Annotated in this window: 10 protein-coding genes; 3 read left to right on the forward strand and 7 right to left on the reverse strand. The window is 64.0% G+C overall.

The features are described from left to right. Nucleotides 1-39 precede the first annotated feature (39 nt). Together Q5H92_RS09845 and yidD are read right to left on the reverse strand one after the other, a co-directional pair. Nucleotides 40-954 carry a hypothetical protein gene (locus Q5H92_RS09845; protein WP_305011343.1) on the reverse strand — a complete coding sequence of 305 codons (915 nt, stop codon included), beginning with the start codon at nucleotides 952-954 and terminating at the stop codon, nucleotides 40-42. 46 nt (nucleotides 955-1000) lie between these two features. After that, nucleotides 1001-1222 carry a membrane protein insertion efficiency factor YidD gene (yidD, locus tag Q5H92_RS09850; protein ID WP_305011344.1) on the reverse strand — a complete coding sequence of 74 codons (222 nt, stop codon included), beginning with the start codon at nucleotides 1220-1222 and terminating at the stop codon, nucleotides 1001-1003. A 116-nt stretch (nucleotides 1223-1338) separates the two neighbouring features. Here yidD and Q5H92_RS09855 point away from each other — a divergent pair, with 116 nt between their 5' ends. Next, nucleotides 1339-2535 carry a DUF4357 domain-containing protein gene (locus Q5H92_RS09855; RefSeq protein ID WP_305011345.1) on the forward strand — a complete coding sequence of 399 codons (1197 nt, stop codon included), beginning with the start codon at nucleotides 1339-1341 and terminating at the stop codon, nucleotides 2533-2535. Nucleotides 2536-2571: 36 nt separating this feature from the next. Here the strand turns inward: Q5H92_RS09855 and Q5H92_RS09860 are convergent, their stop codons facing one another. Further along, nucleotides 2572-3306, reverse strand: a complete 735-nt coding sequence (locus tag Q5H92_RS09860; protein WP_305011346.1) for a M48 family metallopeptidase — start codon at nucleotides 3304-3306, stop codon at nucleotides 2572-2574. 145 nt (nucleotides 3307-3451) lie between these two features. On the opposite strand from Q5H92_RS09860, the gene Q5H92_RS09865 reads away from it, so the two are divergent. Next, entirely contained in the window at nucleotides 3452-4342 is an 891-nt protein-coding gene (locus tag Q5H92_RS09865; protein ID WP_305011347.1) for a hypothetical protein, read from the forward strand. A 32-nt stretch (nucleotides 4343-4374) separates the two neighbouring features. After that, nucleotides 4375-6507: a ComEA family DNA-binding protein gene (locus Q5H92_RS09870; protein WP_305011348.1), complete on the forward strand. Its 2133-nt coding sequence runs from the start codon at nucleotides 4375-4377 to the stop codon at nucleotides 6505-6507. Between the two features lie 201 nt (nucleotides 6508-6708). Here Q5H92_RS09870 and Q5H92_RS09875 read toward each other — a convergent pair whose 3' ends face one another. From Q5H92_RS09875 to Q5H92_RS09890, 4 genes are all read right to left on the reverse strand, one after another. Then, nucleotides 6709-7182 (reverse strand): hypothetical protein, encoded by a 474-nt coding sequence (locus Q5H92_RS09875; protein ID WP_305011349.1) that lies wholly within the window; start codon nucleotides 7180-7182, stop codon nucleotides 6709-6711. A 38-nt stretch (nucleotides 7183-7220) separates the two neighbouring features. Further along, the gene (locus tag Q5H92_RS09880; RefSeq protein WP_305011350.1) at nucleotides 7221-9167 is read right to left on the reverse strand and encodes a DUF3857 domain-containing transglutaminase family protein; all 1947 of its coding nucleotides are present in this window, start codon (nucleotides 9165-9167) and stop codon (nucleotides 7221-7223) included. Nucleotides 9168-9327: 160 nt separating this feature from the next. Next, nucleotides 9328-11379: a DUF3857 domain-containing protein gene (locus Q5H92_RS09885; protein WP_305011351.1), complete on the reverse strand. Its 2052-nt coding sequence runs from the start codon at nucleotides 11377-11379 to the stop codon at nucleotides 9328-9330. Between the two features lie 181 nt (nucleotides 11380-11560). Beyond that, nucleotides 11561-13621, reverse strand: coding sequence for a DUF3858 domain-containing protein (locus Q5H92_RS09890; protein ID WP_305011352.1), 2061 nt, complete (start codon nucleotides 13619-13621; stop codon nucleotides 11561-11563). Nucleotides 13622-13681: the final 60 nt, after the last annotated feature.

The raw sequence follows: 13681 nt of genomic DNA on the forward strand, positions 1-13681 counted from the left end.
ACTGCTCAGGCCCGTTGCCGTGTACGTTTCTTCCAAGCCTTACGGCAGTGTATACTCAAACAGCCCGCCCTGCTCGGTGCTGATGAGCAGCGTGTTGTCGTCTTTGAACACGGCGCCTTCGGTTTGGCCGGCGCCGGTGAGGGCTACCTGGCGGGGCGTGGCTTTCAGGATTTCCGCCCACGAATTGCCGTCGAGAATGAACAGCTCGCCGCGGCCCAGCAGCACCAGGCGGCGGCCGTCGGCGCGCAGGGCGGCGTCGGTCACCTGGCCGGGAATGGCCAACGACGTTATTTTTTTGGCCGTGTAGTCGCCGGGCTGGTCGGGCACCGAGTACACGTTGCTGGTGCTGGACTGGCCCCGGTCTTTGGTGAAAAGCCAGACCCGGCCGTCGTGCCAGAGGCTGGCTTCACAGTCGAAGTTGCGCTGTTTTTTCTTGGGCGGAAACTCGGTCTGGTCGGGGTAGTGGAAGGCGATGGTGCCCACTTTGGCGGGCGCATCGGGCCGGAACTTGTAGATGCTCAGGTCGCGGCGGGTGCTTTCGTTGTTGCCGCAGTTGCCGATGTAGTAGTTGCCTTGGCCGTCGCGGCTCAGGCTCTCCCAGTCGACGTTGTCGGCGGGCACGTCGAGCTTGCCCACGCCTTCGCCCTTGTCCGTGATTTCGTAGAGAATGGGCCGGTTGCCGTCGTCGCCGAAGCTATAATATTGGCCCGCCGTGGGGGCCGCGGCCAAGCCGGAGCTTTCGGGCACCACGCCCCGGAGCGAACCTACTTTGACGAGGCCATGGATTTCGGAAGCGGCGTTTTTGTCTTTGCGGCGGTCGCCACCTTTGCCAGAACTTTTGGCGCTTTTAGATTTCTTGCCGCCCTTGTCGGCGGTATCGGATTGGGCCTGCGAGCAGGAGGCGGTGGTGAGCAACATGGCCAGCGCGGCCGGCAGGAGGGAGGTCAAGCGCATCGAACGAAATTCAGATGATGAGCTCCTCGTATACGCAGGCATCGGCCTAGGGTACGGGGTCGTAGCCGTGGCCGCCCCAGGGGTGGCAACTGGCAATGCGCCGCAACGCCAGGCGCCCGCCGCGCCACGGCCCATACTTCGTAATGGCCTCGGCGGCATACACCGAGCAGGTGGGCACGTAGCGGCAACTCGGCGCCGTGAGTGGCGAGATGAAGCGCTGGTAGAACCAGACGAGGCCGAGGAAGAGGGCGCGGAACAGGCGGGACATGCGGTGAAAGTAAGGGAGATAACCGGCAGGGCGAGGCCGGGACGAAAATCTGGACGGTGCCAACGTGCGGCAATGCGCTTTACTTTACAAATTATTCATGCGCTGAATTCGGCCCGATGCACGAAATATTACTGGACATTCGCCAGCGCCTGCTGGGCAAGCAGTACAAGAACGAGGAGCACGTGCGCCTGTCGCTGGTAGCGCGCCTTGTGCAGGCGCTGGGCTGGGACATCTGGAACCCGACTGAGGTTTTTACGGAGTTTAAAGCCACCAAAAAGGAGGACAATACGCGGGTCGATATGGCGCTGTTTACCCACGGATTTGACGCTACGGCTATTTTCATCGAGTGCAAAGGCGTGGGCAATTTCGCGGCCGACCTGCCGGCGGTGGAGCGGCAGCTGCGCGACTACAACCGCGACCATACGGCCCTGTTCACCATCATCACCGACGGCCGGCACTGGCGGTTCTACTTCTCCTTTACCAGCGGCGAGTTCAAAGACAAGCTGTTCTGTAAGTTCGATTTGCAGCAAGACGGCCTGGAGGAAATTGCCGGCTACCTAGAGACTTTCCTGCTGCGCGAAAACATCGAGAACCACTCGGCCCGCCAAAAAGCCGAGGCCTATCTGATGCTGGGTAAAAAGGAGCGGGCCATGCAGGACGTATTGCCCGATGCCCAGAAACTGGTGTCGCTGCCGCCGTTCCCGTCCTTGCCCGAGGCCATGGTGCAGCTACTGGCCGCCAAAGTACTGATAGTAACGCCCGCGGAAGCCCAGGCTTTTTTGATGGGCACTGCGCTGGAAACCATCGCAGAACCGATTGCCGCGGGTATTGCGCGCCGGCCGAATAATAAGCCGACTACGGCTCCCCCCAAGTCTTCCGCCCTGGTGGAAAAGCCCTCAAAACAACCCGTTGCCGCCGCGACACCAGTGCCTGGAAAAGCGGCTGTTAGCTCGGCGCATGCCGCGGAGCCCGTACCAACTCCAATAGGGGAACCGTTCGCATTGAAGCAAGGCACTGCACACGCCACCGCCTATTTGCAAGCAGATGGCAGCCTGCGCGTAACGGCTGGTTCGGTGGTGGCCGCTACGGCGGCGGCCAGCCTGTCGGCGGGTGGCCTTGCAGCCCGGCAAAAGCTGGCCGACGACGGCGTGCTGCAGTTGCGCGACGGGCAATTGGTTTTTGCGGTCGACTGGCTGTTTTCCTCTGCTAACCGGGCGGCCGAAGTAGTTGTAGCCCGTTCCGTAAATGGGCAGTTGGCCTGGAAGCATGCCAGCGGCAAGCAGGTGCGCGATTTTACCAGCAGGCCCGAATAATAACCGCTGTTTTTGGGGTGACCAACCGAGCACCGGTTACTTCGGCAGCGCATTCAGCTCCGCTTTCCACCGTTCCCAGTCGGGCAATAGTCGCGTTTGCAGGTCGTAGAAGGCCTTGGAATGGTCGCCCACCAGCAGGTGGCAGCACTCGTGCAGCAGCACGTAGTCGAGGCACTCGGGGCGGGCGCGCACCAGCTCCGGCGAGAGGCGAATGCGGGCCGTGCGCGGCGTGCAGCTGCCCCAGCGCGTGCGCATCTGGCGCACCGCGAGGGTGGGGCGAGTAAGGTTGAACTCGGCGAAGCGCGGCCATACCCGGGCCAGCGACTCGGCGAAGAGCGGTCTGGCCTGGCGGGCGTACCAGGCGTGGAGCAGCGCTTCGGCTTGCGCTTCGGTGGGGGGGGCTGGGCTGCTAAGCACCAGTTCATGGCCTTCCAGCGCCACGCTGGGCTGCCGGGCTTCGATGAAGCGCAGGGCGTAGGGCTGGCCTTGGTAGAAATGTGGGCTGCCGGCCTCGTAGCGGCGGCTGGGCGGGGGCGCCGGGCGGGCGGCAAAGGTTTCCTGGTGCTTGAGAATCCAGTCGGCTTTGCGCAGTACTTGCTGGGCTACCCACTCGGGCGAGGTGCCGGCGGGCGCGCTGATGTGCACACTTCCATCAGGCCGCACAGCGAACCCTATCGTGCGACGCGAGCGGAAAACCAGGGTGTAGTGGAGCGTTTGGTTGCGGTAAAGCAGGATTTCGCGGCGGGGCGCGGCAGAGAAAGAGCGGGGCATAAGGCGGCAAGTTCGGCAAGGGCGCCGGAACGGATAACCGCGCCGCCGGCCAAAATAATTTCGGAAGCAGGCCCAACCAATTGCCGCCGGGTGCTACCTTCCCAGCATGCAACAATGTTTACCCCGGTATCTTTCAATTATTGGTGTGTTTTTGGCTTGCTCGGGCTGGCTGCCGGCGGCGGCGCAGGGCAACGGCCCGGGCGTGCGCGGCGCTCGCGCGGCCGGCCTCAGCAACGCCTCGGTGGCGCTGGCCGGCGAGGTGTGGAGCATGGGCAACAACGTGGCCGGCATCAGCGAGATTAAGACGCCCAGCGTGGGTTTCTACGCCGAAAACCGCTATTTCAGCTCGGCCCTGAACGTGGGCGCCCTCACGGTGGCCCTACCGTTGGGCCGCCAGCCAAACGCGGGCACGCCCACCGATGGCATGGCCGCCCCCCAGGTGGTGACGCCGGTTGCCCGCACCTGGGCCCGCCACGGCGTGGTGGCTTTCGAGGCCCAGCGCTTCGGCGGCGCGCTCTACAACGAAACCCGCGTGGGCGCCGGCTACGGTTACCGCTTCGGCCAAATCAGCCTCGGCGCCCGCGTCGACATGCTACAGGTAAGCATCGAGGGGCTGGGCAGCCGGCGCGTGGTGCTGGGCACGCTGGGCGGGCAGATTGAAATTTTGCCCAACCGCCTCACCTTCGGCGCCTCGCTCTACAACCTGGGCCAAACAAAGCTGGCCAGCTACCAGGACGAGCGGGTGCCCACCATCCTCAAAGCCGGTCTGGCCTACCGGCCCACCTCGCAGGTGCTGCTGGTGGTCGAAACCGAAAAAGACGTGGAGCGCGACGCCAACTTCAAGGCGGGGCTCGAATACCGGCCGGTGCCGGTGCTGGCCGCCCGCCTGGGGCTGGCCACGCTCACGGAGCAGGCCAGCGCGGGCATTGGCGTGGCGGCCGGCACGTTTCAGATTGACTACGCGGCGGCGTTTCAGCAGGCGCTGGGTTTTAGCCAGCACCTGAGTATTAGTAAGTCGTGGGGCGGCAAGCAATGAGAAAATATCTACGCTTAACCGTTTCGGGGAGAATGCGAAACTGCCTGGCCGGGCTGGTGGCCGGCGGTGCCTTGTTACTCAGTCATTCGCTGAAAGCCCAGGATTATATCCGCCGCCCGCCGGATTTGGACCGTCTCACGCAGGAGCTTTTCGCCGAAATCCAGTCGGACCAAGTGCCGTACGAGGACCTCTACGAAACGCTGCTGCAGTATTACCAGACGCCCATCAACCTCAATACCGCCACCCGCGAGGAGCTGCGGGCGCTGCTGCTGCTCAACGAAAACCAGATAACCACGCTGCTCAACCACCGCAAGGCCAACGGCGACCTGCTGAGCGTGTATGAGCTGCAGAGCATTGAGGGCTACGACCTGCGCACCATCAACCGCATTCTGCCCTTCGTGAGCGTGCAAAGCAGCAACGCCAACCGTAGCCGCGGCACGCTGTGGCAGCGCATTGCCAAAGAAGACAATAATGCCCTCTACCTGCGCTACGAGCGGGTGCTGCAGCAGCGCCAGGGCTACACGCCGCCCACCATCTACCAGGGCCAGCCCACCACGCGCTACCTCGGCTCGGCCGACAAGATGCTCATTCGCTACCGCGTGAGCCACACTAAGGACTTCAGCCTGGGCTTTTCGATGGAGAAAGACGCCGGCGAGCAGCTTATTTGGAACCCCAAGAACGGGCAGTTTGGGGCCGATTATGTGTCGGCGCACTTCGTGATTCAGGAGCGGGGCCGGCTGAAAACCCTGGCACTGGGCGACTACCAGCTGCAGTTTGGGCAGGGGCTCCTGCTGTCGTCGGGCCTGGGGGTGGGCAAGGGGGCCGAGACAATTACGACGCTGCGGCGCTCGTCGCTGGGCGTGCGGGCATATTCGTCATTGCTCGAAAACACGTTTTTCCGGGGCGGCGCGGCCACGGTGCAGGTGGCGCCCACGGTGCAGGCCACGGCATTTGTGTCGCACAAAAACGTGGATGCCAACTTGCAGCAAAGCCAGGATTCTTTGGCGCAATTTGATGAGTTTACTTCAGGGCTGCTCTACACCGGCTTCCACCGCACAGCCTCGGAGCTGGCCAACCGCCACCAGCTGCAGGAAACCATTGGGGGCGGCAACGCTACCTACACCAGCCGCGACGGCAACCTGGCCATTGGGGCCACGGGCGTGTTCACGCACTACGGCACGGCCCTGCTCAAGCGTCCCGAGCCTTACAACCGCTTCGAGTTCAGCGGCAAGGACAACCTGGCGCTCAGCCTGAACTACAGCTACGTGTACCGCAATTTCCTGCTCTTCGGCGAAACGGCGCGCAGCACCGGCGGCGGCCTGGGCACCGTGAACGGCCTGCTCGCCAGCCTCGGCCCGCAGGTGGATGCCGCCCTGCTGGTGCGCCACTACGACGCCAACTTCCACACCCTCTACGGCAACGCCTTCAGCGAAAACACGCGCAACATTAATGAAACCGGCGTCTACCTCGGCCTGAAGGTGCGGCCCATCGCGCAGTGGGAAATATCGGCCTACTACGACCAGTTCCGCTTCCCATGGCTGCGCTACCGGGCCAGCGCCCCCACCGACGGCCACGACGCCCTGGTGCGCGTAGCCTACTCGCCCACCAAAACCAGCCTGCTCTATGTGCAGGCCCGCCAGCGCCTCAAACCCCGTGACCTGGCCACCGCCGACCTCCTCAACCTGGCCGCCAACCGCGTGCTGCCCCTGCCCGGCGAGCAGCTCCGCCAAAGCCTGCTGGTGTATTACAACACCGACATCAGCACGGCGCTCAGCCTGCGCACCCGCCTGCAAACCTCGCGCCTGCGCGACGACACCAACCTGGCCTGGCGCAGCGGCTACGCCCTGGCCCAGGACGTGAGCTACCAGCTCAACCGCAGCCTCAAGCTCACGGCCCGCTACTCCCTCTTCGATGCTGACGACTACGACACCCGCCAGTACGTGTATGAGCAGGACGTGCTGCTGGCCGTGTCCATCCCCGCCCTCTACGGCCAGGGCACCCGCGTCTACGGCATCGCCGAAATCCGCCTCAACCGCGCCATGACGCTCTGGCTGCGCTACGCCGAAACCCGCTACCGCCACCAGGGCACCATCGGCAGCGGCCTCGAAACCATCCAAGGCTCGCTTCGCAACGAGGTGAAAGCGCAACTGCGGGTGAAGTTTTAAAGTCGGATAAAGAAGTAGAGCGTCATGCAGAGCGCAGCGAAGCATCTCGCGTGTGGTAGTAAATCAATCGTCAAGATTAGTGACAGCACGCAAGATGCTTCGTTGCGCGCTGCATGACGCTCTTCTACCCAGCCCAACCAGAAAGCCCCGGCTCTGCACAGAGCCGGGGCTTTTTATTTATTCTAAAATCACAACACCAAACTATGGCCGCGTGACGGGCACCGGTTGACCGTCGGTCTTCCCGGCCGCATCGGCCTGCTCCCGAATCTTGCGAAACCGCTCCTGAATCATCAGCCGGCGCTCGTATTGCTCCGGAGTGAGGATGGCCTTCAACTGTTCCTCAAACTTATTGCTGATGGCCCGGCCTTCTTCCTGCAGGGTGTCGTGGTTGGTTTGGGCGTTGTGCTTTTTGAGCAGCGCCAGCCGTTCCTGCGACTCTATCAGGGCGGCGGCCCGCACCCGCACCGTTTGCTCGGGGCTGAGGGCGAGCTGTCCGGTTAGCTGGGAAGCTTTTCGCTCGGCTTCCTGGTCGGGGTTAATGTCGTTTACGCCCCGCCGCTCCCGCTTCACCGTGATGTACGACTGTTCTGTGCCGGGCGCGGCGGGCTGGGTTTGGGCGGTGGCGGCGGTGGCCAGGCTGAGCAGCGCGCCGAGGAAAAGCAGATGTTTCAACATAAAGGGAACCGGGGGATGGACCGGGCCGGCGAAGATACTCAGCTCTCCGTCATCAATAAGACCACCTGAGCCTTATCGGCGGCGCTGATTTTGCGGCGAAAATCGAGGTAGCCGGCGTAGGCGGTGGCCGGGAGCTGGCCGCGCTTCATTTCAAGGCGGCGCACGTACTGAATGGTGCCATCGGGCAGGGTTGCGTACTGGCTGGAGTAGCTGCCATAGGCTGTGCTAAGCTGTACCGGCGCGGGCAGGTTTTCGGGCTTGAAGGTGGCGGGCAGGTGCAGGCGCACGGTGTCGGCGTGCACGCAGGCGTCGGACAGCCACACCGGCGTCTGGCGCTCGCCCACCTGGGCGGGCAGCGCGGGCAGGCGGCTCAGCAGGTTGGGCGCGATGAACACGCGCTTGCCGCTGGGCGCCGCGAAGCCCGGCAGTGCCAGACTCAGGGTTTCGACCACGCCGGGCGCCGCTTTGGTGGGCACCGCGGCCAGGCTGAACCGGGTGAGGGTGAAGGTGGGTAGCCGGAGGTGGTCGGTGATGTATTTCTTCTGGTCCGTCGGGCCCAACTCGTGCATCAGTTGCGCATACAGGTCTTGCTCCAGGCCGGTGCGTAGGGTGCGGGCCGTGGCCGTGGCCCCGCCCTTGTCGTCCAGAAACAAGTCGAGGCGGCGTTCCTGGCGGTTTTCGGCGGCGCCGTAACGGGGCGTGGCCACCAGCTGGCCGCCCTGGGGCGTAATGAGCAGCGCGTGGCGGTTGCCGGTGAAGCTGCCCATGTAGCCGAAGGCTTCGGTCTGGCTGGTGCATTCCAGCCACAGGGTATCGGGCCGGCCGGCCTGGGTGAGCGGCACGCACACCACAACGTGGTTGAACTGCGAGCTGGGGAAGTCAGCGCGCAGGTCGGGGCGGCCGGCGCCGGCGCCCACCAAGGCCACGTAGGCAGGCACGCCAGCGGCGGCCAGCAGGGCCGTGGTGTAGTTGCTCAGGGCTTTGCAGTCGCCGTAGCCGTTGTTGGCCACCGAACTGGCCGGGAAGGTTTGCCAGCCACCCAGGCCCAGCTGCACCGAGATGTAGCGGGTGCTGCCCTGTAGCATCTCGTACACGCGCCGGGCTTTGGTGCGGGCGTCGGGCGCGTCCTTCACCAGGGCCTGCACCTTGGCGATGGTGGCGGGCGGCAGCACGTCGCGGCCGGCGTTCAGTTCGTAGCTCCATTGGCCCAGGCCCTGCCAGGTGGCAGAGGTGCCCTTGTGGCCCTGCACCTCAAAGGTGCCGGGGGCCAGCACCACGGCGGGCGTGGTGTGGGCCAGGGGCGGGGCGGCGTCTTCTTCCTCCACCGCGGGCAGGTTGGCCAGCTGCCATTGGTAGGTTTCCAAGCTGCCGGCGGTGCTGCGCGCCACGGCGGTGCCTTTGGGCAACTGCCGCTCCTGGTAGCGCAGGGGCAGGGCGGCCGGGGTCGTCACCTTGAAGGTGGCGTTTTGCACGGCCAGGCCTTCTTCGTCCTGCGGCTGCCAGTCGGGGTAAAACAGGGCATTGTCCGAGGCCACTTCGTAATCAAATTCCACCGTGTAGGGCACCTGGGGCTGGCGCAGGTCGGCGTAGCGGATGCGTACGTCGGTCATGAAGTTGCCGCCCGCATCGCCCACGCCCTGGTCGTGGATTTCGGATGCGCGTAGCTGGTGCAGCAGGCGGCCATCGGCGTCGTACACGGCGCCGCGTAGGTAGCCCAGGGTGTTCAGTGCATCGTAGCTCACGGCATGGCGGCCGAAGTCGTCGCCGGCCGGGTCGAGCACCGTCACCACACGGTGCACGGTGCGCACCACCCGCCCAGCCGACTTCACGGCCACCACTTCATCATCGGCCCGCAGCACGGCGTGGGCCCCCTCGCGCAAAGCCGCCGGAATGTCGTCCACTGCATATTTAGGCGCCGGAGCGGCTGGCAGCAGCAGAAAGCTGCTGAGTGGCAGGGCGGCGAGAAGGGGGAGTAAGGCTTTCATAGGTAGTGATGATAAACGGATAGGGAAATGTCGAAGCCAGAACGTCATGCAGAGCGCAGCGAAGCATCTCGCGTGCTTCAGCTAATTACTGTCACAAGCGAGATGCTTCGCTGCGCTCTGCATGACGGTTTCCTTCTCTTTTTGCCTGCTCTACAAAAAACTACGCCTTCTTCTTAATCACCAGCTTTTCGCCCTGCTTCTCCAGCATCAGGCGATAGAACTCGCGCAGGTTGGCGTACTCGGCGGCGGCGTAGGAGGGCTTGCGCAGGTTGAGGCGGCTGGTGAGCTGCACCACGCCCGGCGATACCGCCGCCACGCTGAACAGGAAGCGGCCGCCACCATCGGGCAGGTCCATCACCGTGGGTTTGGGCATTTCGGCCAGCTCGTAGCCGGCGGGCAGCGTCAGGGTTATCATGCGGGTGTCCTCCTTGGGCGCCCCGAAATCGACCGGAAACAGGCGGTCGTCGTGCCGGAAGGGGTTTTGCTCGCTGATGAATTCGCGCAGCGGGCTCAAGTAGAAGGTGCCCACCGCCGCACTGTTTTCCGCCGCTTGGGTAAACTCGTAGTCCAGTGCTAAGGGCTTGTCCACGTTGTCGCGCTCGGCCACGGCAAACTTGGGCATTGTCCAACTGCTGTGGGGGCGGGCCAACTCGCTGGCGTATTTCTTCTCGCCCAGGCTGGCCAGCTCCCGGCGGGCATCCACGGCCGCGTAGCCGCCGCGCTCCTCGTGCACTTTGCCGCTGAGGGCGCCCTGCGCGTCCAGCGTCAGGTTGATTTGCTGGTAGTGGATGTAGCGATGGTTGGTGGCCAGCGAAATCCATCGGCCCTCGGCCGAATTCTTCATGATAAGGCGGCCGGCCCCGTTGAGGCAGCGCTCGGGTAGCACGCCGCAGGGCAGCAGCGGCTCGGTGGCGTCCACCAGCAGGTCTTTGCCATCTGCCAGGCCCACGTGGGCGGCCACGTAGTTGAAGCGGTCGAGCAGGGGCTGCGACTCGTTCACCCGGCCATGGTCGCGGGTGCTCAGCAGCAATGGGTTGGCCGGAATCTCGGCCTCGCGCAGGGCCGCAATGAGCAGCAGGTTCACATCGGCGGCGTTGCCGTGGTGGGCGTCGAAAGCCCTGCGCAGCGGGCCGGAGCTGTAGTAGCCATTGGCGCCGTCGTAGCGCACGGCGCTCATCACCAGGTGGCGCACGGCGGCGGTGCGGGTGGCTACTTCGGGGTATTTAATGACCAGGGCTTTCAGCTGTTCTTTGAGGAAGCCGGCGTGGCCCAGCTGCCCGCCAAAATTGTCGCTGCTCAGCAGCTCCATGTCGATTTTGGCCCAATTGCCGGCCACGTTCTGGTAGGGCTGGTCGGGAAACTTCAGGCCCGCCAGCTGGAAGCTGATGCGGTCCACGTAGTCGTCTGAGGTGGTCATGTAGGGCTCGTCGCGGAAGGCCGGCACGTCTTTCATGGCCCAATGGTAATTCGTGACGCGGCTCGTCACCACATCGGTGTTGGCCGATTCGTGAGTAGTGTTCAGGCCATTGCCCGTGAAGCCGCCTGCCGTGTGAATGGCGTACTGTGCTGCCGCTTCGTTCTCGGTTTGCACGGCCAGGCCATGGTAGCCCTGCATCAGCATCTTGTAGTGAAAATACTCCGGAATGCTGGCCCGAAACTCGCTCCAGCGCACCGGAATGTCGCGCTGAAACGTCCAGTCCTGAAAGTTGAAAAAGAAGTCCGATGTCACGGTGTAGGTGTACTCCACCACGGAGCCCTCGCGCACGTCGGGCAGTGTGAACTTGCGCACGCGCACGTTGGGCGTCAGCTCTTCCAGAAAGATGTTGCCGGCATCGAGCTTGGTGGGCACGGCCTTCCCACCCACCAGGTTGTAGGTGGTGCCGCGCAGGCCCGTAATCTTTTCCGCGCGCGTATCGTGGTGGTAGAGGGGCACCTGCACAGTGGCATTTTCAAAGCCCGCCTTCTTGAGGATTTTGATGCGCGTGACGCGCTCGGAAATCAGCTGAAAATCGTTGGCGACGTACTGAATGCTGGTTTTGCCATAGTCGCAGAGCACCACGGCCGCCGCCGCGCTGTCGCCCACAAACGGCGCAGCTGTGAGGTCTTTGGGGTCAATTTTTCCGAACTTAATGGGTTCGATTTGGGCGTGGGCGGACAGGGCGCTGAACAGCACCGCAGCCAGTGCCGCCGGGAGGCGTAAAGGTTGTTTCATGCAACGGGGAACTTAGGTAGTATGCTGTTAAAAAGATTGAAAAGCTGCTGTAAATGCCCCGACAAGGCGCGGAGCCAGGCCGTAGGGGCGGGGCTTGCCCCCGCCCGGCTGTTTGCGCCAGTGCGACGAAATCGTTCAACGACGGGCGGGGGCAGGCCCCGTCCCTACATCGTTCGACGCACTACCCGCCCGCCTTCTTCTGAATGACGAGCTTTTCGGCCTGATGCGCCATCAACTGGCGGTAGAGCTCGCGCAGGCTGGCGTATTCGGCCGCCGCGTACACGGGCTTGCGCAGGCTGAGGCGGCTGGTGAGCTGCACCACGCCCGGCGCCGTGGCCGCCACGCTGTAGAGGAAGCGGCCGCCCTGCTCGGGCATGTCCACCACGGCGGGCTTGGGTAGGCTGGCCAACTCGTAGCCGGCGGGCAGCGTCAGGGTCACCATCACGGTTTCTTCCTGCGGCATGCCGAAGTCCACGGCAAAGCTGCGGTCTTCGTGCCGGAATGGGTTTTGGCCGGGGCCAAACTCGCTCAGCGGGCTCAGATAGAGGGGGCCGGTGGGGGCATTGTCGGCGGCCGGCTGGCGGAATTCGTAGTCCAGCGTGAGGGGCTTGTCCACGGTTTCGGCCTGGCCCACGGTCAGCTTGGGCACGGTCCAGCCCTCGTGGCGCGCCAGCAGGCCGGCCAGGTATTTCTTCTCGCCCAGGCTGGCCAGCGCGGCGCGGGCATCCACGGCCGCGTAGCCGCCGCGCTCGTCGTGCACCTGGCCGCTGAGGCCGCCCTGGGCATCCAGCGTCAGGTTGATTTGCTGGAAGCGCACCTGGCGCTGGCTGGGCACCAGGTCAATCCAGCGGCCATCGGTTTCCTTTTTGGCAATGAGGCGGCCGGCGCCGTTGAGGCAGCGCTCGGGCAGCACGCCGCAGGGCAGCAGCGGCTCGGTGGCGTCCACCAGCAGGTCTTTGCCGTCGGCCAGCGGCACCACGGCCACCACGTAGTTGAAGCGTTCGAGCATCAGAAACTCCTTGTTCACGCGGCCGTGGTCGCGGGTGCTCAGCAGCAGCGGGTGGGCCTCAATGCCGGCCTCGCGCAGGGCCGCGATGAGCAGCAGGTTCACGTCGGCCGCGCTGCCCTGGCGGGCGTCGTAGGCCTTGCGCAGGGGCTCCTGGGCGTAGCAGCGGTTCTGGCCGTTGTAGCGCATGGCGGCCATCACCAGCTGGCGCACGGCGGCGGTGCGCTCCACCACGGTGGGGTACTTGGTGGTCAGGGCCAGGGCTTGCTCCCGGAGCGGGCCCGAGCGGCCCAGGCGGCCACCAAAGTCGTCGTCGGCCAGCAGGGTGGCGTTGTTGGTGGCCCAGGTGCCGCTCAGGTCGTGGTATTCGTTGTCGTTCCACTGCTCGCCCATGAGCTCGAAGTCGAGGCGCGGCACGTAGTCCCGAAACGTGGTCATGAAGGGCTCTTCCCGAAACGCGCGCAGGTTTTTCAGCGCCCACTGGTGTTCCTCGGTGGGCGCCGTCACGTTCATGGTGCCGGTGGAAGTGCCGGCCGCCAAGCCGCCGCCCGAGGGCACTTTGTTATCGAGCGTGAGGCCGGTGACGCCGGTTTTGGCCACATTCACGTCGAAGGGCTGGTTGCCCTGGTAGATAATCTTGTATTTGTAAAACGCCGGAATACTCACCCGGTACTCGCTCCAGCGCACCGGAATATCGCGCTGAAACGTCCAGTCCTGGAAGTTGAACAGAAAGTCCGAGCGCAGCGTGTAGGCGTACTCAATCACGGAGCCCTCGCGCACGTTGGGCAGCGTGAATTTCTGGATGTTGGTGGTCGGCGTCAGTTTCTCCAGAAAAGCGCCGGTACTTTCCAGCTTGGTTTTTTCTACTGCGCCGTTCACCAGGTTGTAGGTGAAGCCGCGCAGGTTCGACACCTTTTCCTGGTCCTCGTTGCGGTGGTAGAGCGGAATCTCAACGGTGGCATTTTCAAACCCCGCCTTCCGCAGAATCTTGATGCGCGTCACGCGCTCGAACACTACTTGCAGGCCGGCGCCGTGGCCTTCCATGCGCGAGCGGCCGAAGTCGCAGAGAACCACCGCCGTGGCCGCACTGTCGCCCACAAACGGCGCAGCCGTAAGGTCAGCCTTGTCAATCTGGCCAAATTTGACGGGCTCGGGCTGCGCGAAAGCGGTGCCGGCCCCCAGGCCGCTGGCTGTCCCAATAAGGAGCAGCCGGCGAAACAGTAAAGATGTTGCCATCAGCAAAAAAGAATGGAGTAGACAGTCTTTGAAACCCTAAAAATAGAAGAATCTATTTGA

Source organism: Hymenobacter mellowenesis (assembly GCF_030581005.1).
In the GTDB taxonomy this organism is placed as follows: domain Bacteria; phylum Bacteroidota; class Bacteroidia; order Cytophagales; family Hymenobacteraceae; genus Hymenobacter; species Hymenobacter mellowenesis.